This window comes from Stappia sp., from assembly GCF_048261845.1.
In the GTDB taxonomy this organism is placed as follows: domain Bacteria; phylum Pseudomonadota; class Alphaproteobacteria; order Rhizobiales; family Stappiaceae; genus Stappia.
This window is the reverse complement of the sequence record NZ_JBLXFR010000009.1, coordinates 33,518-55,577: the sequence shown is the minus strand read 5'-3', so window position 1 is coordinate 55,577 and position 22,060 is coordinate 33,518. Positions and strand designations below refer to the sequence as shown.

Genomic DNA, 22,060 nt, shown 5'->3' with positions numbered 1-22,060 from the left:
CGCCGCCTATCGTCGCTCATCCGTCTGACGGCAGTCCCGGGCGTCCCCGATTTCAGCTTGAACGTCTCGCAAAAAATATGAATACTGATTCATAATTCATATCAGGTCGGGTGGACATGCCGTGAGCGAGACGAAGGCGGGCAAGGGCGCGGGGCGGACACCGGACCGGGTCCGCACGAAACGCGGGCCAAAGGCCGGCCCCAAGGCAGCCGCTCCGAAGTCGTCCGCTTCCAGGACCGGCGGCACTCCCAAGAATGGTGCAACCGGGCGGGGCAACGCAAGCTCCCTGCCGCAACGGGAAGCGTCGGACGGGCTTGCCGCCGGCATGCCGAAGACGGCGCGCGGGGCGGCGACGCGGCGCGCCATCCTTGAGGCGGCGGAACGCGTCATCGGCCGGCAGGGCTTCAACGAGGCGTCGATCGGCTCGATCACCCGCGAGGCAGGCGTCGCGCAAGGCACCTTCTATATCTACTTCGCCAGCAAGGACGAGGTCTTCTCGGAGCTCGTGGCCGAGATGGGCCGCATGTTGCGCCACGCGATCAGCGAGGCGACCTCCGGGTATGCCGATCGCCTTGCGGCGGAGCGGGAGGGCTTGCGTGCCTTTCTGGGGTTCGTCTCGGCCCATCCGGAGCTCTATCGCATCGTTCAGGAGGCGCAATTCGTCGATCCCGCAGCCTATCTCGCCTATTTCCGCACCTTCGCGGACGGCTATCGGGTCGGGCTGGAGCGCGCAGCCGGGAAGGGTGCCATCCGGCCGGGCGATGCCGAGGTCCGTGCCTGGGCGCTGATGGGCATCGCCCGCTCGCTCGGCGAGTTCCAGGTCGTTTTCGGCGGCCAGACGCCTCTCGACGCGATGGTCGAGGTGGCTCACGACCTGATCGAAAACGGGTTGAAGGCGAGGGACGGCGAGGACGGGGCCGGGCGATGAGTGCCTCTGTGCATCTTGATCTTGCCGGCACGGCCGCATGGCTGACGCTTGACCGGCCCGGACGCGGAAACGCGCTGGTGCCGGAACTGCTCGCCGCCCTGCGCTCCGGCGTGGCCGAGGCCCGCGCCGCCGGCGCCCGTGCCCTGGTGATCACCGGAGCGGGCCGGGCCTTTTCCGCCGGCGGCGATGTAACTGCCTTTGCGGCGCGTGCATCCGATACGACGGCGCTGCGGATCTATGCGGGCGAGATCGTTGGCGAGCTCAACGCGGCGATCCTCGACCTGCTGGCTTTCCCGGCGCCGGTCCTTGCCGCCGTCAACGGGCCGGTGACGGGAGGCTCGGCCGGTCTGATGCTGGCGGCGGACATCGTGGTGATGAGCGAGGCGGCCTTTCTGCAGCCCTATTACAGCGAGGTCGGCTTCGCGCCGGATGGTGGCTGGACCGCCCTTCTGCCCGAACGCATCGGCAGCGCGCGGGCGCTGAAGGCGATGTATCTCAACGAGCGGCTTTCGGCGGGCGATTGCCTGACTCTCGGCCTCGCCGATCATGTCTGCGAGCCGGACCAGTTGCGCGCCGCCGCCGGCGAACAGCTCGCGACAATCCTGGACAAGGACCCGGCAAGCCTTGCAATCGCACGTGCGAATGTCTGGAGCTTGGTGCGCCGGGCTCGCATCGCGGCGGCGCTGGAGCGCGAGCGCGACGGGTTCCTTTCGCTGATTGGCCGTCCTGAAACGCGGGAGCGCATGCAGCGTTTCCTGGCACCGGCGGCGAAGACCGCCGCCGAGGGCGTGGCATGATCCATGTTACCGACATGGCGGCAAAGCGCGCCGAGCTGACACCGGAGAAGATCGCCTTCCGCGATCACGCGACGGGCGCGGTTCTCAGCTTCTCCGATGTCGACCGGCGCGCCAACCGGGTGGCGCGCGGGCTCAGCGCGCGCGGATGCCGCGCCGGCGATCGGATTGCGGTGCTGTGTCACAATCATCCGGACTTCTTCGTGCTCCTTTTTGCCGCCCAGAAGGCCGGTTTCATCCTGCTGCCGCTCAACTGGCGGCAGCCGCCAGCCGAACTGGAGCCCGTTCTGGTCGAAGCCGGGGCGCGGCTTCTGCTGCATGATGCGGCGGCCGCCGGGACGGGCGCCGATCTGGCGCGGCGGACGGGATGCGAGCGGATCGGGTTTGCCGATGCCGGCGCCGATCCGGATGGCCTCCGGCTCGAGGCGGTGCTGGAGGGGGTGGGCGAGGCGGCTTTCGGCGACGGCCGGGTCGAGGCCGAGGCACCCTGGTACCTGCTTGCGACGTCCGGCACCACCGGAACGCCGAAACTGGTGATCCAGACGGCGGCGATGGCCTGGGCGAATGCCGTCAACTACGCGCAAGCGACCGGGCTGCTGGCGACCGATACGGGCGTCAACTATCTGCCACTGTTCCACACGGCCGGCATCAATCTCTTCACGCTGCCGCTGTTTCTCGCGGGCGGCGAGACGATCGTGCTGCGCAGGTTCGACGCTCCCGCAGTGTTGGAGCTGATTGCCAGGGGAGCAGTGACCGCATTTTTCGGGGTCCCCGCGATCTATCAGGCGCTGGCTCTTGAGCCGGGCTTCGCGGACGCCGATTTCTCGGCGGTGCGGTCGCTCGGCTGCGGAGGGGCGCCGATGCCCGCTTCCTTGCTGGAAACCTATCTCGAGCGCGGCGTCACCGTGTGCAACGGCATGGGCATGACGGAAACAGGCCCGACCGTGTTCCTTGCCGATCCGGAAAGGGCGGCCGAGAAAATCGGCTCCGTCGGCAAGGCGCAGATCCTTGCCGATGTGCGCCTCGTCGCGGCCGATGGCGGCATCGTGGAAGGAGCGGGCGAGGGCGAATTGCAGATCCGTGGTCCCGGCGTCACGCCGGGATATTTCGGCAACGTTCAGGCAACGCAGGCGGCTTTCGCCGGTGACGGCTGGTTGCGCTCGGGCGATGTCGCCCGGCGGGACGCGGACGGCTACTACTACATCGTCGACCGCATCAAGGACATGTACATCTCCGGCGGCGAGAACGTCTATCCGGCGGAGGTCGAGCGGGTGCTCGTCACCCATGCCGATATTCTCGATGCGGTCGTGGTCGGCGTGCCGGACGAAAAGTGGGGCGAGGTCGGCGCCGCATACCTGATCCCGAGGCCCGGCGCGCAGATCGACACGGTGGCGCTCCTTGACTGGTGCCGCCAGAGACTTGCCGGCTACAAGGTGCCGCGCAGCGTGACGGTCGTTGCCGACCTGCCGCGCACCGCCGCCGGCAAGGTCCAGAAACACGTCCTGAGATCCATGTACGAGGAGAATGCCCGATGACGGCAGATCCGCAGGCCGTTCAGCCAATCAACGAGATCGTCGCGACCTGGACTCCGACCCAGGCGGACTTCGATGCCTTTGCAGACCTGTCCGGTGATGACAATCCGATCCATGTCGATCCGGCGTTTTCCGCCCGTACCCGTTTCGGCCGCACCGTCTCGCACGGCATGCTGCTCTATTCCCGGGTCTGGGCGCTGCTCGGAGCCCGTCATCCGGGGCGCCGCCACGCCATGCAGTCGCTGATGTTTCCCAATCCCGCTTATGCGGGGGAGGAGCTCGCGATCCGGTTTTCCGCCTCGGCACGCGAGGGAAACGCGGAGGCGATAACGATCGAGATCAGCCGGACCGCGGATGCGAAGGTGGTGCTTTCCGGACAGTGCCGGCTGGAGGAGATCCGATGACGCTTGAACTCGGCCAGACAGCGGAGGTGCGCCGGACCTTTCCGCCAAGCGATGCAGACACCTTCGCCCGGCTTGCCGGCCTTGACGGTGTTCCGAAAGCGGTACCCGAGCCGTTGATCGGCGGGCTCTTCTCCTACCTTCTTGGCGTCAAGCTGCCCGGTTTCGGCACCAACTATCTCAAGCAGGAGATGCGCTTCCTGGCAGCGGCTGCATTCGGTGAGGAGTTGACCGCGCGCGTGACCGTGACCCGGCTGCGGCCGGAGAAACATCTCGTCGATCTGGAGACGGTCTGCGTGGGCGGGGACGGAAGAAGGGTCTGCGAAGGCAGGGCGCTTGTCTACGTGGAGGATGTCGGCGCCTGAAGTGCGGGGCTCTGGAGCGCCGCACGCGCCTTCCAACGCAAAACGCCGCCGGCAAGCCGGCGGCGTTCGTCAATCAGCTTTCAGGCCGAGGAGCGCGTGTTACGCGAGCTCGAGCTGGGCGGCCTGCAGGCCACGGCCGCGACGGTCTTCTTCGGTGACGAAGGTCAGCGTCGTGCCTTCCGCCGGGACGGCGATGCCCGAACGCTCGAAAGCGGTGATGTGGACGAACACGTCCTTGCCGCCTTCGGCCGGGGTCACGAAACCGAAGCCGCGATCATGGTTGAAGAATTTGAGGGTGCCGGTCTGGCGCATGGGGGAAACTCCTGTCCCGTGTCAAAACGTTAAAGCGCAAGTAAGCGCGCTTGCTTGCGCGAGCGTGGCATTCAGAAACGGGAAAGGCAGTTCTGTTCGACAGAACCGGTCAAAGGGACCGGGAGAGAGCCGCATACCGAAACTTTCTTAACCGGGGTTCGAATTTTCAAGCCCGCTTTTGTTGGACCGAGGTCCGACGCGCGAAGTGTATGCGAAAACACGGAAGCCAGCAAGTGTCGTGGTGCAGGCGAGGGATGCAGAACGGGGCGGTCCGCCATCAGTTGAAGGGGCAGCGCGGATCGATCAGCTGTCCCAGCATGGCGTTGAACGGACCGGCTTCCTCCAGGTGCGGGGCATGGCCGGAAGCGGCAAATGTGTGGAGGCGCGCGCGGGCCAGCCGCGTGCATTGCCAGTGAGCGGCACCGGCGGCGTAGAGCTGGCTTTGCGCGCCGTGCGCGAGCACCACGGGCAGTTCGAGGCGCGGGATCAGGTTGCGGAAATCCTGCATGGTCAGGGATCGCCACATGGCCGCAAGCGATGCAGGGTCGGCGGCGCGCATTTCCTTTTCCGCGAAGGCCAGAAGGTCCCGCGAGGCTCCGGCTGCGAAGGTGCGCCGCGCGGTCGGGGCGGCAAGCAGCGGCCACTGTGTCTCGATGGCCTTCAAAAACACGGCATTGCGGGCGCCGTCCAGGCCGCTGCGCGACCCGAACTGCCAGTCGTGCGCGTTGACAACCTTGGGCGACATGTCTTCGACGACAAGCGCCGAGAGGCGGTCTGCGCCATGTCGCTCGATCATCGACCAGGCAACGAGCGCGCCCATCGACCAGCCGACAAGGATGGCGCCCTGGATGTCTTCTTCCGCGAGCAGGGCCTGAAGTGCGTCGGCGCCGGCCTCAATGGTCGGCTCGACGCGCCCGACGCTCCGCCCGTGCCCCGGCAGGTCGGGGGCCAGCACCAGCGTCTGGTCACCGAGCGCCTGCATCTGCGGTTCGAAGAAGCCGCCGTTGCAGGACCAGCCATGCAGCAGGACAAGAGGACGCCGCCCCGGCCGCAACGCACCGGCGCGGTGGACGAAGAGCCCGTTCATCCCCGTCTCCGCAGCCGCCCGACCACCCCGTCCGGGAAGAAGTAGACAGACAGGATGAAGAGCACGCCGAGCCAGAGCAGCCAGCGCTCGGGGGCGAGCAGGACCGGCACCAGCGGCAGCGCCTCGGTTGCCCGTTCGGCCGCGCCCATCAGGTTCTGAAGGTAGGTCTGGGCGAGGATGAAGAGCGTCGCGCCGATCACCGCGCCGTACATCGTGCCCATGCCGCCGATGACGACCATCAGCAGGATGTCGATCATGATCTCCATCGAAAGCGTCGTCGCCGGGCCCGCGTAGCGGATCCAGATCGCCAGCAGCGCGCCGGCAAGGCTTGCCATGACGGCCGACAGGACCGTCGCGGTTGTCCGGTACCAGATCACCCGGTAGCCGATTGCCTCGGCGCGGAAGGCGTTGTCTCGCACCGCCTTCAAGGTCGTGCCGAAGGGCGAGTTGACGATCCTCAGCATGGCGAGGAAAAGCGCAAGCGCACTGGCAAAGACCAGGTAATAGGACAGCAGCCGCCCGTCGAGGCGAACGCCAAGGATGCGCATGTCGGCGAAGCGGAAGGCCGGGGTCAGCTCGCGCGGTATGCGATAGGTCAGGCCGTCCTCGCCTCCGGTAAACCCCGACATCTGCGATACGAGTACGGCGAAGGCGCTGGCGACTGCGAGCGTCACCATGGCGAAGAAGATTGCCTTCACCCTGAGCGAGAAGAGCCCGATGGCGAGAGCCAGCAGGGCCGAGACGAGCGTGCCGGCGGCAACCCCGATGCCGATCGCCCCGAAGCCCGGACCGAGCGTGGAGAGCGCGATGGCGACGCCATAGGCTCCGATGCCGAAGAACATCGTGTGGGCGAAGGACACGATCCCCGTATAGCCGAGCAGGAGGTCGTAGCTCGCTACCAGCACGATGAAGATGCAGATGCGCGCCGCCGTGTCGAGCGGCTTGGTGCCGGGAATCAGGAACGGTGCGAAGGCAAGGGCCAGGCCGATCAGGATCAGTATGGCGGCGAGGATGCGGCTTTGCGGGCGGTCCCCGGAGAACAGCGTGTTGATCATGATGGACCTATTTCGCCTTGACCACGGGATAGAGGCCCTGCGGTCGCCACATCAGCACGCCGACCATCAGCGCAATGGTGGAGACAAGCGCGACCTTGGGGGCAAGGAACGCCATGTAGTTGGCGAGCAGCCCGACGAGCAGCGCCCCGATGAAGCAGCCCTCGATGGAACCGAGGCCGCCGATGATGACCACGACGAAGACGAGCACCATGATTTCCGAGCCCATATGGGCGGTGATCGTCTCCTGGTAGAGGCCCCACATGATGCCGCCGAGGCCGGCAAGTGCGGACCCGGCCATGAACACCAGCAGGAACAGCCGGCGGATGCGGTAGCCGAGGGCTTCCACCATCTCGCCGTTCTCGACGCCCGCACGCACCAGGAGGCCGAGCCGCGTGGCGCGCAGCACGTGGCGCATGGCAAGGAAGAGCACAAGGCCGATGCCGACGGCGAAGACGCGGTATTTCTCGATCGCCGCCTCGCCGAAGATGAAGGAGCCCTGCAGCGACTGCGGGCGGGCGACATGGATCGCGTCGGGACCCCAGACCACATGGATCAGCTGCTGGGCGACGATCAGCCCGCCCATGGTGACGAGGATCTGCTTCAGGTGGTGGCCGTAGACCGGCTTGACGATCACGCGTTCGAAGGCGAGCCCCAGCGCGCCGGTGATCGCCATGGACGCAAGGATCGCCAGGAAGACGGCGGCGAGGTTGAGGATGACGGCCGGGCTCTGGGTCCAGCCGGCGAGCCAGGCAAGCACGGTGAAGCCGACAAACGCGCCGACGGAAACGAAGGCGCCGTGGCCGAAATTGATCACGTCCATCAGGCCGAAGACGACCGTCAGCCCGGACGCCATGATGAAGATCATCAGACCCATGGCAAGGCCAGCGACGGTCAGCGTCAGCCACACGGACGGATCGCCGATGGCGGCGAGACCGGCGAGGGCCATGACGGGGGCAAGCAGCACGGGTGCCGCGCGTATGGCTCGCTGAACCGGCGTCGGGCCGACGAGCTTGGGGCGGATCGCGGTTTCGCTCACTGGTGTTCCTCCAGGCTGAGGCCCATCAAACGTTCCTGCAGGCGGGCATCGGCGGCGAGTGTGCGCATGTCGCCGGCATGGACGATGCGCCCGTCATCCATCACGGCGACGGTGTCGCCGAGCGCCGAGGCCATGGCGAAGTTCTGCTCGACCAGCAGGATCGTGGTGTCGGTCTCCTTGAGCTCGCGCAAGGCGGAGGTCATGGACGCGATGATCGCGGGTGCAAGGCCCTTGCTGGGTTCGTCGATCAGGATCAGCCGGCGCGGCTCGATGATCGCGCGGGCAACCGACAGCATCTGCTTCTGACCGCCCGAAAGGGTGCCGGCCGCCTTGTCCCAGAAGGTGCCGATAGGCGGGAACAACTCCTTGACCCAGGCAAGCCGGCGCGCGTCGAACGGGCCGTCGACGGCGGCAAGGCGCATGTTCTCCGCCACGCTCAGGTCCGAAAAGACGCCCATGTTCTCCGGCACGTAGGCGATGCCGGAGCGGGCGATCTCCGGCGTCGGCAACGCATGGATCGCACGGCCGTCGAAATGGATCTCGCCGGCGCTTGCCCGCCACAGGCCCATGATCGTGCGCAAGGTGGTGGACTTGCCCGCGCCGTTCCGGCCAAGCAGCACCGAGACGCCGCCACGCGGAACGTCGAGCGTGACGTCCTGGAGAATGTGGTAGGGGCCGATATGCGTGTGCACGCCGGCGAGCCGCAGGAGCATGTCAGTCATGGGCGGCCTCGAGGGTGGCGGTTTCCGGGCCGGCCGTCTCCGGCGCCTTGCCGAGATAGGCTTCCTGGACGATTGGCGAACGCATCACCGCGCCCGGCTCCCCGTCGGCGACCAGCGCGCCGTTATGCAGCACGATGATCCGGTCGGCGAGACTGCGGATGACATCCATCTTGTGCTCCACCAGCAGGATCGTGTGGTCGCGATCCTTCTTGAGGTCGCGGATCAGGTCGAGAATGACGGGAACCTCGTCGACGCTCATGCCGGCTGTCGGTTCGTCGAACATCAGCACCTGGGCCCCGAGCGCGATCATCAGCGCCACTTCCAGCTTGCGCTGGTCGCCGTGGGGCAGGGCGGAGACGGGCATGTCCCGCTTGTCGATGAGCCGCACCTCGGCAAGCACGTGCTCCGCCCGCTCGATCAGCTCCACATGGGCTGAGGCCCGCGAGAAGATGTCGAAGCCCCGATTGGCGCGGGACTGCACGACGAGGCGGACATTCTCCCGCACGCTGAGGCTCGCAAACAGGTTGGTGAGCTGGAAGGCGCGGCCGATGCCGCGATCGCAGCGCTCGGCAACGCCCTTGCGGGTGATGTCCTCGCCGTTGAGACGGACGCGGCCCGCGCTCGCCCGGAGCTGACCGGAGACGAGGTTGAAATAGGTGGTCTTGCCGGCGCCGTTCGGGCCGACGATGGCGGTCAGGGTGCCGCGCTCGAAAGCGCAGGAAACGCTGTCGACGGCGACATGGCCGCCAAAGCGGATCGTAAGGTCCTCGGTCTCGAGAACGGGCGGTTCGCGAGTCACGGCGCGGATCTCCGGCAGTTCGGGTTGTCTTGAGGCCTGGCGGCGATCCGGCCCGGCATGCACGGGGCGCGAGGGCCGGATCGCACGGATCAGCGCGTGTTGCGCACCGGGATCGCCATGTCCTCGATCTTCAGCTCGCGCACCAGTTCCGGAATGCCCCATTCGACATCCGGGTCGACGCGGATCTTGAAGTGGTACATCGACTGCAGCGCCTGGTGGTCTTCCGCGCGGAAGGTCATCGTGCCCTTCGGCGTCTCGAAGGACATGCCCTCCATCGCCGCGATCAGCTCCTCGGTATCGGTCGAGCCGGCCTTGCGGATGCCCTCGACGACGGCGATGGCCGCCGACATGCCGCCGGCGGTGAAGAAGTCCGGCGGCGAGCCGTGACGCTTCCCGTGCTCGGCGACGAGCCAGTCATTGGCCGGGTTCTTCGGGATGTCATGATAGTAATAGGTGGCGCCTTCCATGCCCGGCAGCGCCTTGTAGGCCTTCATCGCCGCCAGGATGTTGCCGCCGGTGGCGATCTCGATGCCGAACCGCTCCGGTTCCATCGCCTTGATCTTGCCGATCGGGTTGTTGCCGCCTGCCCAGATCACGAACAGGAACTTGCGGCCCTCGATATCCTTCATTGCATCGAAGATGCGCTGGGCGCTGGCCGTGAAGTCCTGCGTGTCGGTCGGTGCGTATTCCTCGAAGGCAAGCTTCGCACCTGTTCCGGCAAGCGCCTCGCGGAAGGCGGCGACGCCGTCGCGCCCGAAGGCGTAGTCCTGGGCAAGCGTCGCGATGGTGACGCCTTCCTTGCCGAGCGCCACCGCGTTGGCAACGGCGTCCTGCGAGGAGTTGCGCCCGGTGCGGAAGATGTAACGGTTCCAGTTCTCGCCGGTGATGCTGTCGGCCACCGCCGGCTCGACAAGCAGCAGCTTGCCGTATTCCTCGGCGACGGGAAGCATGGCCAGCGCCACGCCGGAGGAGACCGGGCCGACGGCGATGTCGACCTCGTCGTCCCCATAGGCCTCGGCCAGCGCCGCACGGGCGATGTCCGGCTTCAGCTGGGTGTCCTTCTCGATCACGACGATCTTGCGGCCGTTGATCTCCATCGTGCCGTCGGTCGCGTATTCCAGGCCCATCATGAAGCCGGTATGCGACTGCTTGGCATAGGCCTCCAGCGCGCCCGTCTTGCCGTAGACATGGGCGATCCGGATGTCCTGCGCGAATGCGGCGGCGCCCAGCGGAGCGGCCGCGAGGCTGGCGGCCAGCGCGGCCACCAAGGCGAATTGTCTGTGCATGGCGTTCCTCCCTGTCGGCGCGTGCAAGCGATGCCCGTTCCTCCGGGAGCATGCCTGCCTCGTCGCACCTCTCCATATATGACGCATGATTCATGTTTCATGTCAATCAACGGAACGAAACCCCGCCAGAATCACGGGAGCGCCCATTGCGTCGCTTCGTGATGGTGATCACATTCATTTGCAGGAACGCGGGTTATCTTCTGAGCATGGACGCAGGGAAAACGGCGTCACGAAAATAACAGTGCAGCATCGAACAGAGGAAATGAAGTCATGATGAAGAAATTCGCGATCACAAGTCTTGCAGTTGCCCTGACCGCCGGTGCAGTCATGGCCTCCGCCACCACCGATGCAGAGGCGCGTCGCTGGCATCATCGCAACGGCTGGGCCGCAGCAGGCGGCTTCGTTGCCGGCGCGATCGTCGGTTCGGCTCTGACCCAGCCGCGCTACTACGAGCCTGCCCCGCAATATGTCCCGGCCCCGGCCTACTATGGCCGTCCGGCCCCGTGGACGCCCGAGTGGTATCGCTACTGCTCGTCGAAATATCGCTCGTTCGATCCGGCGACCGGCTATTTCCGCACCTATTCTGGCCGGGTGAAGTTCTGCCGCTGAGCAGGATTGTCGAGAGGAACGTGGAAGAGGCTGGCTTTCGCCGGCCTTTTTCCTGTCTGGCCGAGGCCGTCCGGGCTATGCCGGGGGACTGTCCAGGCCGAGCCGCGCCGCGATGCCGCGGGCGGCTGCGATGCCCGTTGCGAAACAGGCCTGAAGGAGATAGCCGCCGGTCGGGGCTTCCCAGTCCAGCATCTCGCCTGCAACGTGAACACCGGGCAGGGCCGTCAGCATGAAGGTGTCATCGATGGCATCCCACGTGATGCCGCCCGCCGAGGATATGGCGCGCCCGGGAGCGGGGAAGCCGGTCGCCGTCAGCGGCAGGGCCTTGATTCTGGCCGCGAGCCGATCCGGATCGGCCGGACGCTCGCCCGGTTCGGAAAGGAGCGCGACGGCCACGGGCGCAAGTCCCGCACTCTTGCGCAGATGGTTTGACAGCGACTGCTTTCCCCGTGGCCGCGAAAGGCGCTGCCGCAGGGTCTCGTGATCGAGATCGGGGCGCAGGTCGAGCGTGATGTCGGCCTGTCCGGTTTCGGCGATCCTGGCGCGAATGTCCGGTGTCAGCGCGTAGATGGCGCCGCCTTCGAGGCCGGTGGCCGTGACAACGGCTTCGCCGGCGATGCGCCGGTCGCCCACCGTGACCGCGATCCGTTTCAGCGGCACGCCGGCGAAGCGGTCGCGCAGGTGCTGCGACCAGGGAACGGTGATGCCGGCATTGGCCGGCTGCAAGGCCGAGATCGCCACGCCGCGTGAGGTGAGCAACGGCACCCAGTTCGCATCGCTGCCCAGTCTCGGCCAGCTCGCCCCGCCCAGGGCCAGAAGCGCCGCGTCGGGTTGAACCTGCGACGAACCGTCCGGCCCTTCGAAATGCAATGCGCCGTCCTCGCCAAGGCCCGTCCAGGTCGAGCGCGTCTGAAGGCGGACACCGTTCGCGGTCAGACGGGCGAGCAGGGCGCGGACCAGCGGCGAGGCTTTCATCTGCCGTGGAAACACCCGGCCGCTCGAGCCTGTGAACGTCTCGATGCCGAGTTCCGCGCACCAGGTGCGCAGCGCCTGCGGATCGAAGGCCTCGATGACCCCTGTCAACCGGTCTTCCGCTTCCCGGTAGTGCTTGAGGAAGGCTTCGGCCGGTTCGCTGTGGGTCAGGTTGAGACCGCCCCGCCCGGCCATCAGCAGCTTGCGCGCCGGAGAGGGCATGCGCTCGTGCACGCTCACCGCAGCGCCACTGCGCGACAGCAGGTCGGCGGCGATCAGGCCGGCTGGACCGGCGCCGACAACGACAACGGCGGGTTTGGTGATGCCCATGGCTTGTTTCCCGGTCGGGTGGAATTGGAGCTCGCTCGGCGTCTGGCGGGAAGCGAGACGGATTTCAGACCCGCGGCGGCGGCCCGGCCGCGTGGCGGGCCGCGAGTTCGCCTTCATAGGTCTTCGCGATCCGCAGGAAGCGGGTATAGGCGAAATTCACGGAGATCACGATTCCCCACCATCCGTACAGCATGTAGCGGCGCAGGACATAGGCCTTGAGGAAGGCAAGCGGAAATTCGGCGAGAAGACGCCATCTGGCGACCTTGCGGCCGCGCTTTGCCATGTCGAGCGCCTGCATCGTGGAATAGCGGTTCATCTTCTCGACATGGAAGGCTACCGAGCGGATCGACCGGTGTTCCATGGCCTGCTTCAGCCGCGCCAGCCGCGCGCCCTCCGGCGGGCGCACGGTGTCGTGCACGGTCGAATCGGAAAAGCGCCCGACGCGCCGGTCATAGAGGCGGATCTGGACATAGCCGTAGGCCCAGGGCGCCGGCCCGTCCTCGTGTGCGAAGACGTCCAGGATCGACACCTGCCAGAAGGGGCTGGAAACAAGGGCGCCGGATCGCGCCAGCGCCTCGATCTCCAGCGCCAGCGCCGGCGTTGCCGCTTCGTCGGCGTCGAGATTGAAAAGCCAGTCATTGCGGCACTGGTCTTCCGCGAAGCGCTTCTGCGGGCCGTAACCCGACCAGGGGTTCTCGATCACGCGCGCTCCGTGCCGTGCGGCGACATCCCTGGTGCCGTCCTGCGAACCGCTGTCGACGACGATGATCTCGTCGGCGAAGGATTTGACGCTGTCGATGGCATGGCCGATCCGGTCCGCCTCGTCCCGCGCTATTATAAAGACGGAAATCGCCTTGGCTTCGCTCATGGGGGCTGACCTTCCTGCTCCTGCGCCGGCAGCGCGTCGAATCGCGCCTGCCCGACCCGGCCGAAAAGACGGGCGGGATGCAACGGCAATCCGCGTGCGCCCTCTTTAAGTGGCGATTCTCCCGCCATCAAGCATCTTGGCGGACCACGGTGCAGGCGCCGGCCGGGTGCCCGGCCCGGGGGCTTGTTTCGACCTGCGGCTTGCGTGAAAACGCATGAAACGGCGGAAATGCCGGGAAACGGCCCCCATTTGCTAACAGAGGCTTAACGAGGTGTCACCGCAAAGACACACTGTGTCCGTGGAGTGCCGCAAGCGGGCATTTGCCGGTTGCGAGGGGCGGCCGGCCCGGCTTAGAAAAGGATCGAGCTCGCGGGGAAGCTTGCTCAACTCTCATCTCCCGTTGGCCACAAGGTCACTAGGGAACAACGACGAGGTCAGGAAAATGAACATTAAGAGCATCCTGCTCGGCGCTTCCGCAGCTGCCCTGGCAGCCACGGGCGCACAGGCCGCCGATCTTCCGGTGGCTCCGGAGCCGGTCGATTACGTTCGCGTTTGCGACGCTTTCGGCACGGGCTTCTTCTACATCCCGGGTACCGAGACCTGCCTGAAGATCGGTGGCGGTGTCCGCGTTGAATTCCGCTTCAACGACGTCCTCCAGGACGGCGGCAGCGCTTGGGACGCTCGCACCGACGAGTCGACCCGTATCCGTGCTCGTGGCTACCTGAACTTCGACAGCCGCACCAACACCGAGTACGGCCTGCTGCGCACCTACGTCGCTGCATGGTCGACCACCGACAACGCTGGTGGCTCGGACTTCTACCTGGATGAAGCCTTCATCCAGCTCGGCGGCTTCGTCGCTGGTCGTACCGCTACGTACTTCCAGTTCTACACGGGTAACAACTGGGGTGCCGTCCTCGACCAGGGCTTCGCTGACTACGGCGAGACCAACCTGTTCGCGTACACCGCTCAGTTCGGCAACGGCTTCTCGGCTTCGGCCTCGGTCGAAGTTGCCAACAAGCGCGGCCAGATCTTCTACAACGGCGCTCAGCTCGCTACCCCGGCTTCGCCGACGGCCCTCCAGGCCAACATCGACGGCTACGGCGGTCACAAGATCCCGGACTTCGTCGCCAACCTGCGCGTTGACCAGGGTTGGGGTTCGGCTCAGATCATGGGTGCCCTGCACCACGTCTACGGCCGTTCGCTGGCTGCTACGACCCTCGCCAATGGCGTTGCCATCGGTGCTGGCGTCCCGGGTAAGGGCAAGCTCGGCTGGGCGATCGGCGCTGGCGCCACGTTCAACCTTCCGATGATCGCTCCGGGCGACAACATCTCGCTGCAGGCGACGTACTCGCAGGGTGCCATCGGTTACGTGAACTCGGCTTGGGACGGTGTTGGCGGCTTCTCCGACGCTTCCTACAACGCTGTCGGCGGCCTGAAGCTGTCGAGCGCATGGGGCATCGGTGGTGGCTTCACCCACTTCTGGACCCCGGCCATCTCGTCGTCGCTGACCGCGTCCTACACCAGCCTCGACCAGGCTGTTGGCGGTGCGGACATCCGCGACCTGAACGTGCAGGGTAACCTGGTGTGGCGTCCGGTCTCCGGCCTGCAGGTTGGTGCAGAGCTCGAGTACCTGAACCGCAACTCCAACGTCGTTGGCGGCGACGCCGACACGCTGGTCGGTATCTTCCGCGTGCAGCGCACGTTCTAATCTGATCCTCTAGGATTGGATTGAAGGCCCGGCGGGAAACCGCCGGGCTTTTTCTTTGTGCCCTCCGCGCCGTGATCCGCATTGCCCGCGCTGTTCGGTTTCGCACATTGGGGAAATGCCGTCGAAGCGGTTCGTTTCCATCTTCGAAAATCTCATAGTGAATTGTTTTTTATTGTAGAATTTTATTGAATTGACGTTCCCGTAAATAAGTCGCTTGCATCACCTGCTCCGAGGTGGAATCTTCTTGCGCGACTGGAACAGCAAGACCCTTGCCTGTCGAGGCGTCGGGCCGTGGCCCTTGGCGCATATCATTCAGGCGAGCGGCACCGTATGGGAGCAATGCCATGACTGCAGCGATCGTGGGCTGGGCGCATACGCCGTTCGGCAAACATTCCGAGGAAAGTGTCGAAAGCCTCATCGTCGGGGTCGCGCGCGACGCGATCGCCGACGCGGGGTTCGAGCCCGGTGACATCGACGAGATCGTGCTCGGCCATTTCAATGCCGGCTTTTCGGCACAGGACTTCACCGCCTCCCTGGTCCTGCAGGCAGACCCGGCACTGCGGTTCAAGCGCGCCACGCGGGTGGAAAACGCCTGCGCCACCGGCTCGGCAGCCGTGCACCAGGGGGTGCGGGCGATCAATTCCCGCGAGGCGCGCGTGGTGCTTGTCGTCGGTGTCGAGCAGATGACCACGACGCCGGGCCCGGAAATCGGCAAGAACCTTCTCAAGGCCTCCTACCTGCCCGAAGATGGCGACACGCCGGGCGGGTTCGCCGGTGTCTTCGGCAAGATCGCGCAGGGCTACTTCCAGAAATACGGAGATCGCTCGGACGCGCTGGCGGCGATCGCGGCCAAGAACCACAAGAACGGCGTCAACAATCCTTATGCGCAGATGCGCAAGGATCTCGGGTTCGATTTCTGCCGCGCCGAAAGCGAGAAGAACCCGTATGTTGCCGGCCCGCTGAAGCGCACCGACTGCTCGCTCGTCTCCGACGGTGCGGCGGCGCTGGTGCTCACCGACATCGAGACAGCACTCGGACGCAAGAAGGCGGTAGCCTTCCGCGGCATGTCGCATGTCCAGGACTTCCTGCCCATGTCGAAGCGCGACATCCTCGCCTTCGAAGGCTGCAGCGAAGCCTGGCGCAGGGCCCTTTCGGCCGCCGGCGTCGGGCTTGAGGATCTCTCCTTCGTCGAGACGCATGACTGCTTCACCATCGCGGAACTGATCGAGTATGAAGCGATGGGGCTGACGGCGCCGGGCGAGGGGCACCGCGCGGTGCTGGAAGGCTGGACGCAGCCGGACGGGCGCTTGCCGGTCAATCCGTCGGGCGGCCTCAAGGCCAAGGGGCATCCGATCGGAGCGACGGGCGTCTCGATGCATGTCCTGTCGGCGATGCAGCTGACGGGAACGGCCGGCGGCATTCAGGTGAAGAACGCCGCGCTCGGAGGCATCTTCAACATGGGCGGCGCGGCTGTCGCCAATTACGTGTCGGTGTTGCAGCCGCTTCGCTAGAGCGCGGGCGCTTGCGGTCCGGGTCCGGTATTCGCGCTCCCCGGGCATAGCCCGACATGACAGGCACTGACGGCGCGGAGCTTTTCTGGCTTTCGCGCCGTTCCTGTTCGTGTGGGGAGCTGTGCCTCAGTAGATCGCCGATTCCATGTGCCTTGCGAGGTCGAGCAGGTCGAACGCCACGACCTCCCAGGAATCCTCCGGTGCAAGATCGCGGGTCTGCTCCGCGCCAAACTCCTTTGGCCTGGCGAAGAAGGCTGTCTTGAGCCCGGCGCTGCGCGCAGCGGCAAGATCGGCATTGTGTGAGGAGGCATACATGACCTCCCCGGGCGCGAGGCCGATGGCCTGCGTTGCTCCTGCCAGAAGGCCTCCTCGCTGGTTTTCGCCGATGAGATCGGTGCCCAGGACAAGGTCCCATGGCAGGCCGGCATGCTTGGCAAGCCAGGTGATGGTCGAGGTCGGGATATCCGTGCAAGGGGCAATGACGTATTCGCGGCGCAGTGCCCGCAAACCGGGAACACTGTCGGGCCAGGGCGGCAGCCGCTGCCAGCTGCTTGCAAGCTGCAACGCATCCTTGTCACCGAGTACCCGGTCCAGTCCCTCGGACTCCAGAACGTCCTGCAGGGATGCACTTGCGACCTCGTCGCCGCGCGCATCCTGTGCCAGCGGGTCCCGCACACGGGCCCTGTAGACCCGGTACCAGGCGTCTGCCAGTGCGTGTGAGCTGATCTCGCGGCCGCTCTTGGCGAAGGCCCGTTCGAAACCGTGAGCAAGTCCTTTACGCCAGTCGATAACGGTGCCGAATACATCAAAGAAAATAGCTTTTACCACGGGATTCACTCGATATTGATTTGATTGAAACGTCTCGCGACGGCGTAGTATTAGTTGTTCGGATGTGAGAATCAACCAAGAGTGAAGGGCTTCCGCATAATAGTGGTGCCCTCGAAATCGGCTTGTTGCAGAATCCGTTTTCCCGGTCTTTGTGAAAAATATGGTTACGAGTCGAAGTCGTTTGAGTTCGATTCAAATAAGAATCCCCGTGCGCACGAAATTAATGTGCGTCTCCCCTTTTTGGTTTGATTGCCTTGGTCTCTTGCAAGAACCTGTAACCACATGCTGGTGGTTCGGGGCAAGAGAAACCAGTGGTGGTAATATTGCGCGAGCCACCGGCGGTTCCCCATCAGGGGCAGGAAAGTCTCGGGCGTGATGCGCGTCTTGCGGTGTGTCTCGGCAGGTGCGGGATGTGCATCCTTGCCTCGCCGCACGAGCGGTGCGAAGCACAGTCAGGGCCGGAACATCGCACCGGCAGGCGCACGGCCGTCGACATGGGCAGACACCGGCCTGCGAGGTCCCGGCCGTATCCGGGCACTGTGCCGGCGCGGCTGGCGGGGATGTTTTTTCTCCTCTTCTCGTCTCGTTTGAAATGCCATGCCCGGCGGAGCGGCGCGTGAGCCTTTATCTCTAGGCTCAATCAGAATTCAGCCGGAGACCGTGCCGAATGACCCGCCAGGATGACGCAGCAAATCGAAAGCTCGCCGTCTTCCCGACCTTTTACAAGGTCGAGGGGCGTCGGGTTGTCGTGGTCGGCTCCGCCGACGAAGCGGCTGCCAAGGTTCGGCTTCTGGCCGAGACGCGGGCGTTGATCGAGGTCGTCGCTCCGCGGATCGAGCCGTCCGTGACTGCCGCCCTGGACAATGCCGGCGGCGTGTGGGTCCCGGCGACGTTCCGGCCGGCGCTCATCGAGGGCGCTGCCCTGGTCTTCGCCGCGAGCGGCGAGGAGGCGCAGGACGTCGCGGTGGTCGAGGCCGCGCGAAACCTTGGCATTCCGGCCAATGCGGTCGATCGCCCGGAATTTTGCGACTTCTATGTCGGCGCGCTCGTCAACCGCGCCCCGGTTGCCATCGCGATCACCTCGACCGGGGTCGGGCCGGTGCTGGCGCGCCATATTCGCGCCCGGATCGAGGCCCTTCTGCCGCGTGAGACGGGCGATCTCGCCCGTCTGGCGGAAAGCTTCCGGGAGACTGTCGCCCGTGTCATCACGAATGGCGTTGAGCGACGGAGATTCTGGGCGCGCTTCTTTTCCGGTCCTGTGGCAGCTCATCTCCAGGCCGGGCGACCGGATGTGGCTCGTACCGAGGCACAGCGCCTGCTCAACAGCCGCGGCGACGATGCCGGTTTCGTCTGGCTCGTGGGTGCGGGGCCGGGCGCGGAAGACCTCCTCACCCTGCGCGCGCAGCGTATCCTTCAGGAAGCGGACGTGATCGTCCATGACGCCCTGGTTCCGGATGAGGTGATCGCCATGGGCCGCCGCGACGCGCAGCGCATTGCCGTGGGCAAGCGCAAGGGCGCGCATTCGGTGTCGCAGGCGAGGATCAACGAGATCCTGGTGCGGGAGGCATCGCTCGGGCGCCGGGTCGTCCGTCTGAAGGCCGGCGATCCGCTGGTGTTCGGGCGCGCCGGCGAGGAAATGGCCGCCCTGCGCGAGGCGGGCATCGCCTATGACATCGTTCCCGGCGTGACGGCGGCGCTTGCCGCGGCGGCCAGTGCGCGCATTCCGCTGACCTTGCGCGGGGTTGCCTCCGATCTGGTCTTCGCCACCGGCCATGACCGCTCGGGCGACACCTTGCCCGGTTGGGCCGGGCTCGCCATGGGCGGCGCCACCGTGGCCGTCTACATGGGCCGCAGCGTCGCCGCGCGCGTCGCCGAACGTCTTGCCGAGGCAGGGCTTGCCGAGGAGACACCTGTCGCCGTGGTGGAGAGTGCCGCGCAGCGCGGCGAAACCCTCTATGCCGGCACGCTTGGCGATCTCGCGGCCCTTGAAGGGCGCGACGACGTTGCCGGGCCCGCACTCATCGTCATCGGCAGGGCGGTTGGCCATGCCGATCTGCCCGAAAGCCAGCCCCTGCGCGCGGCGCTCGCCTCCCGAGCCGTTGTCGCCGCTTGAGCACGCCACAAGGAACGACTGCATGAAAGCTCTTACCGCCAACCGTCTGATCGATGGCGAGGTTGTCTGGCTGGGCCGTGCCGGCCAGTGGGTCGAGACGCTTGACGGGGCCCGTTTGCTCGAGGGCTCCGAGGCGATCGCCGAGGCGGAGGCCCTGGGAACGGAGGCCGTCGCCCAGCGGCTGATCGTCGAACCGTACCTGATCGATTTGCGGCGTGAGGACAACGAGATCGTACCCGTTCGCTTTCGCGAGCGTATTCGCGCCAAGGGGCCGACGACGCGGCTCGATCTCGGCAAGCAGGCCCGCCGTGAGGTTTCGGCCGCCTGAGCGGCCGGAGCGGATACCGGACACACCCAGACAGACTTCGGGCCGCCGGCGCAAGATGCGCGGCGCCTGTCGATCCAGGAGACAGCGATGTACCGCTACGACGAATTCGATGCGCATTTCGTTTCGGCAAGGGTCGAGCAGTTTCGCGACCAGGTGCGGCGGCGGCTTGCCGGCGATCTGACCGAGGACCAGTTCAAGCCCTTGCGGCTGATGAACGGCGTCTATCTGCAGCTTCACGCCTACATGCTGCGGATCGCCATTCCCTATGGCACGCTGGATTCCCGGCAGATGCGCCGTCTCGCCCATGTCGCGCGCACGTATGACCGTGGCTACGGCCATTTCACCACCCGCCAGAACATCCAGTTCAACTGGCCGCGGCTGAAGGACATTCCCGACATCCTGGCGCAGCTTGCCGAGGTCGAGATGCACGCCATCCAGACGTCGGGCAATTGCATCCGCAATGTGACGGCCGATCACTTCTCGGGCGCCGCCGCCGACGAGATCGTCGACCCGCGTCCCTATGCCGAGATCCTGCGCCAGTGGTCGTCGCTGCATCCGGAATTTTCGTTCCTGCCGCGCAAGTTCAAGATCGCCGTCACCGGTGCCCCCCATGACCGGGCGGCGGTGCAGGTGCACGACATCGGCCTGCAGGCCGTGCGAGGCGCGGACGGCAATATCGGCTTCACCGTCTTTGTCGGTGGCGGTCTGGGCCGCACGCCGATGGTCGGACGCAAGGTCCGGGACTTCCTGCCCGAGGAAGACCTGCTTGCCTATAGCGAGGCGATCCTGCGCGTCTACAACCGCTACGGCCGCCGCGACAACAAGTACAAGGCACGCATCAAGATCCTCGTGCACGAGACCGGCCTGGAAACGCTGAAGGCCGATATCGAGCGGGAATTCGAGGAGATCCGGGGCGGGGCGCTCGACCTGCCGCAAGCCGAGATCGACCGTATCGTGGGATATTTCGCGCCGCCGGAGCTTGGCGCCGGCGCGGATGACACGGCGTTCGAGCAGGCCGTCGCCGCCGATCCGGCGCTGGCGGCCTTCGCCGAGCGCAATGTCCACGCGCATCACAGTGCCGGCCACGCCAGCATCACGATCTCGCTGAAGCCGGTCGGCAAGGCGCCCGGTGATGCGACGGCGGAGCAGATGGAACTCGTCGCCGACCTCGCCGAGCGCTACGGCCATGACGAGATCCGCGTCAGCCACGAGCAGAACCTTGTCCTGCCGCATGTGCGCAAGTCCGACATTCCGGCCGTCTATGCAGCACTTGTGGAAGCCGGTCTCGGCGATGCCAATGCGGGTCTGGTGACCGACATCATCGCCTGCCCGGGCATGGACTACTGCGCGCTTGCCACCGCGCGCTCGATCCCGGTCGCGCAGCGCATCTCCGAGCGGTTTGCCTCGCTGCAGCGGCAGCGGGACATTGGCGACCTGAAGATCAAGATCTCGGGCTGCATCAATGCCTGCGGCCACCACCATGTCGGCCATATCGGCATCCTCGGTGTGGAGAAGAAGGGTGAGGAATACTACCAGATCACCCTCGGCGGCTCGGCCGATGAAAACACGTCCGTTGGCGAGATCATCGGGCGCGGCTTTTCCTACGACGAGATTGTCGACGCCATCGAGAAGGTCGTCGACGCCTATGTCGGCCTGAGGAGCGATCCGGCCGAGGATTTCCTCGCCGCCTATCGCCGGGTCGGCGACGCGCCCTTCAAGGAGGCTCTCTATGGCACAGCCTGAAGCCCTGCTGTCCGAACCGGATGCGGCATTCGAGGCGCTTGCGCTGGCGCAGCGCCACCAGGGAGCTTCTGCCATGGAGGTCATCGCCGCGGCGCGCGAACGCTATGGCGACGGGCTTGCGATGGTCTCGTCCTTCGGCGCCGAAGCGGCGGTGCTTCTGCATCTCGTCTCCCGGGTCGATGCGGACATCCCGGTGCTGTTCATCGACACGAAGAAGCTGTTTCCCGACACGTTGCGCTATCGCGACGAACTGGTAGAGCGCTTCGGGCTGAACGATGTGCGGACGCTGACACCGGATCCGGGCGACCTCGAAGCGTCCGATCCGGCCGGCATGCTCTGGATGGGTGACACGAACGCCTGCTGCGAGATCCGCAAGGTGCGGCCGCTGGCTCGTGGCCTGAAGGGCTTCGATGCCTGGATTTCCGGTCGCAAGCGGTTCCAGGCGAGCAGCCGCTCCGACATCCCGCTGTTCGAGGCGGAAGGTGGCCGGGTGAAGGTCAATCCGCTTGCGGACTGGGATCCTTCGGACTTGCGGGCCTATGTCCTGGAGCACGGGCTTCCGCCCCATCCCCTGGTCGCGAAGGGGTATCCGTCGATCGGTTGCATGCCCTGCACCAGCCCGGTGGCCGAAGGCGAGGATCCGCGCGCCGGGCGCTGGCGCGGGCAGGACAAGACCGAATGCGGCATCCATTTCGCGTTGCCGCTTGAAAACGAACAAGGAGCGGGGATCTGA

The 22,060-nt window shown here is 65.9% G+C and carries 22 protein-coding genes; 12 read left to right on the top strand and 10 right to left on the bottom strand.

Translation table 11 applies throughout. The features are described from left to right. Nucleotides 1–121: 121 nt before the first annotated feature. From ACN0T5_RS06085 to ACN0T5_RS06065, 5 genes are read left to right on the top strand one after another with little or no spacing between them, the layout of a single operon-like run. Nucleotides 122–928 carry a TetR/AcrR family transcriptional regulator gene (locus tag ACN0T5_RS06085; protein WP_417767732.1) on the top strand — a complete coding sequence of 269 codons (807 nt, stop codon included), beginning with the start codon at nt 122–124 and terminating at the stop codon, nt 926–928. Next, on the top strand, nt 925–1,725 hold the full coding sequence (locus ACN0T5_RS06080) for an enoyl-CoA hydratase/isomerase family protein (protein WP_417767731.1): 801 nt from the start codon (nt 925–927) through the stop codon (nt 1,723–1,725). Before ACN0T5_RS06085 ends, ACN0T5_RS06080 begins: the two co-directional genes overlap by 4 nt. Further along, a complete protein-coding gene (locus tag ACN0T5_RS06075; protein WP_417767730.1) occupies nt 1,722–3,257 on the top strand; it encodes a class I adenylate-forming enzyme family protein in 1,536 nt (511 codons plus the stop codon). Before ACN0T5_RS06080 ends, ACN0T5_RS06075 begins: the two co-directional genes overlap by 4 nt. Then, nucleotides 3,254–3,658 (top strand): MaoC/PaaZ C-terminal domain-containing protein, encoded by a 405-nt coding sequence (locus tag ACN0T5_RS06070; RefSeq protein WP_417767729.1) that lies wholly within the window; start codon nt 3,254–3,256, stop codon nt 3,656–3,658. Before ACN0T5_RS06075 ends, ACN0T5_RS06070 begins: the two co-directional genes overlap by 4 nt. Beyond that, entirely contained in the window at nt 3,655–4,020 is a 366-nt protein-coding gene (locus ACN0T5_RS06065; protein ID WP_417767728.1) for a phosphate acetyltransferase, read from the top strand. The genes ACN0T5_RS06070 and ACN0T5_RS06065 overlap by 4 nt, the downstream gene beginning before the upstream one ends. Nucleotides 4,021–4,119: 99 nt before the next feature. Here the strand turns inward: ACN0T5_RS06065 and ACN0T5_RS06060 are convergent, their stop codons facing one another. The 7 genes from ACN0T5_RS06060 to ACN0T5_RS06030 all read right to left on the bottom strand — a co-directional run bounded on the left by ACN0T5_RS06060 (nt 4,120) and on the right by ACN0T5_RS06030 (nt 10,317). Next, nucleotides 4,120–4,332, bottom strand: coding sequence for a cold-shock protein (locus ACN0T5_RS06060; RefSeq protein ID WP_306026921.1), 213 nt, complete (start codon nt 4,330–4,332; stop codon nt 4,120–4,122). 277 nt (nt 4,333–4,609) lie between these two features. Further along, nucleotides 4,610–5,419 carry an alpha/beta fold hydrolase gene (locus ACN0T5_RS06055; RefSeq protein WP_417767727.1) on the bottom strand — a complete coding sequence of 270 codons (810 nt, stop codon included), beginning with the start codon at nt 5,417–5,419 and terminating at the stop codon, nt 4,610–4,612. Beyond that, a complete protein-coding gene (locus ACN0T5_RS06050; RefSeq protein WP_417767726.1) occupies nt 5,416–6,474 on the bottom strand; it encodes a branched-chain amino acid ABC transporter permease in 1,059 nt (352 codons plus the stop codon). Before ACN0T5_RS06050 ends, ACN0T5_RS06055 begins: the two co-directional genes overlap by 4 nt. Before the next feature lie 7 nt (nt 6,475–6,481). Continuing rightward, entirely contained in the window at nt 6,482–7,510 is a 1,029-nt protein-coding gene (locus ACN0T5_RS06045; protein ID WP_417767725.1) for a branched-chain amino acid ABC transporter permease, read from the bottom strand. Then, the gene (locus ACN0T5_RS06040) at nt 7,507–8,232 is read right to left on the bottom strand and encodes an ABC transporter ATP-binding protein (RefSeq protein ID WP_417767724.1); all 726 of its coding nucleotides are present in this window, start codon (nt 8,230–8,232) and stop codon (nt 7,507–7,509) included. Before ACN0T5_RS06040 ends, ACN0T5_RS06045 begins: the two co-directional genes overlap by 4 nt. Continuing rightward, nucleotides 8,225–9,031, bottom strand: coding sequence for an ABC transporter ATP-binding protein (locus tag ACN0T5_RS06035; protein WP_417767723.1), 807 nt, complete (start codon nt 9,029–9,031; stop codon nt 8,225–8,227). The genes ACN0T5_RS06040 and ACN0T5_RS06035 overlap by 8 nt, the downstream gene beginning before the upstream one ends. Before the next feature lie 89 nt (nt 9,032–9,120). Then, on the bottom strand, nt 9,121–10,317 hold the full coding sequence (locus ACN0T5_RS06030; RefSeq protein WP_417767722.1) for a substrate-binding domain-containing protein: 1,197 nt from the start codon (nt 10,315–10,317) through the stop codon (nt 9,121–9,123). A gap of 270 nt (nt 10,318–10,587) precedes the next feature. On the opposite strand from ACN0T5_RS06030, the gene ACN0T5_RS06025 reads away from it, so the two are divergent. Continuing rightward, a complete protein-coding gene (locus tag ACN0T5_RS06025) occupies nt 10,588–10,926 on the top strand; it encodes a BA14K family protein (protein WP_417767721.1) in 339 nt (112 codons plus the stop codon). A gap of 75 nt (nt 10,927–11,001) precedes the next feature. On the opposite strand, the gene ACN0T5_RS06020 is transcribed toward ACN0T5_RS06025, so the two are convergent. Together ACN0T5_RS06020 and ACN0T5_RS06015 are read right to left on the bottom strand one after the other, a co-directional pair. Further along, nucleotides 11,002–12,228: a TIGR03862 family flavoprotein gene (locus tag ACN0T5_RS06020; RefSeq protein ID WP_417767720.1), complete on the bottom strand. Its 1,227-nt coding sequence runs from the start codon at nt 12,226–12,228 to the stop codon at nt 11,002–11,004. Nucleotides 12,229–12,292: 64 nt separating this feature from the next. Beyond that, nucleotides 12,293–13,096, bottom strand: a complete 804-nt coding sequence (locus ACN0T5_RS06015; protein WP_417767719.1) for a glycosyltransferase family 2 protein — start codon at nt 13,094–13,096, stop codon at nt 12,293–12,295. A gap of 442 nt (nt 13,097–13,538) precedes the next feature. On the opposite strand from ACN0T5_RS06015, the gene ACN0T5_RS06010 reads away from it, so the two are divergent. Next, the gene (locus ACN0T5_RS06010; RefSeq protein WP_417767718.1) at nt 13,539–14,804 is read left to right on the top strand and encodes a porin; all 1,266 of its coding nucleotides are present in this window, start codon (nt 13,539–13,541) and stop codon (nt 14,802–14,804) included. Nucleotides 14,805–15,148: 344 nt separating this feature from the next. Then, nucleotides 15,149–16,315, top strand: a complete 1,167-nt coding sequence (locus ACN0T5_RS06005; RefSeq protein WP_417767717.1) for an acetyl-CoA acetyltransferase — start codon at nt 15,149–15,151, stop codon at nt 16,313–16,315. Nucleotides 16,316–16,441: 126 nt separating this feature from the next. On the opposite strand, the gene ACN0T5_RS06000 is transcribed toward ACN0T5_RS06005, so the two are convergent. Next, on the bottom strand, nt 16,442–17,143 hold the full coding sequence (locus ACN0T5_RS06000; protein ID WP_417767716.1) for an HAD family hydrolase: 702 nt from the start codon (nt 17,141–17,143) through the stop codon (nt 16,442–16,444). Between the two features lie 667 nt (nt 17,144–17,810). Between ACN0T5_RS06000 and cysG the strand changes: the two genes are divergently transcribed. From cysG to ACN0T5_RS05980, 4 genes are all read left to right on the top strand, one after another. Then, entirely contained in the window at nt 17,811–19,256 is a 1,446-nt protein-coding gene (cysG, locus tag ACN0T5_RS05995; protein ID WP_417767715.1) for a siroheme synthase CysG, read from the top strand. Between the two features lie 22 nt (nt 19,257–19,278). Further along, nucleotides 19,279–19,584, top strand: coding sequence for a DUF2849 domain-containing protein (locus ACN0T5_RS05990; protein WP_417767714.1), 306 nt, complete (start codon nt 19,279–19,281; stop codon nt 19,582–19,584). An 87-nt stretch (nt 19,585–19,671) separates the two neighbouring features. Further along, the gene (locus tag ACN0T5_RS05985) at nt 19,672–21,327 is read left to right on the top strand and encodes a nitrite/sulfite reductase (RefSeq protein ID WP_417767713.1); all 1,656 of its coding nucleotides are present in this window, start codon (nt 19,672–19,674) and stop codon (nt 21,325–21,327) included. Continuing rightward, nucleotides 21,314–22,060, top strand: coding sequence for a phosphoadenylyl-sulfate reductase (locus tag ACN0T5_RS05980; protein ID WP_417767712.1), 747 nt, complete (start codon nt 21,314–21,316; stop codon nt 22,058–22,060). The genes ACN0T5_RS05985 and ACN0T5_RS05980 overlap by 14 nt, the downstream gene beginning before the upstream one ends.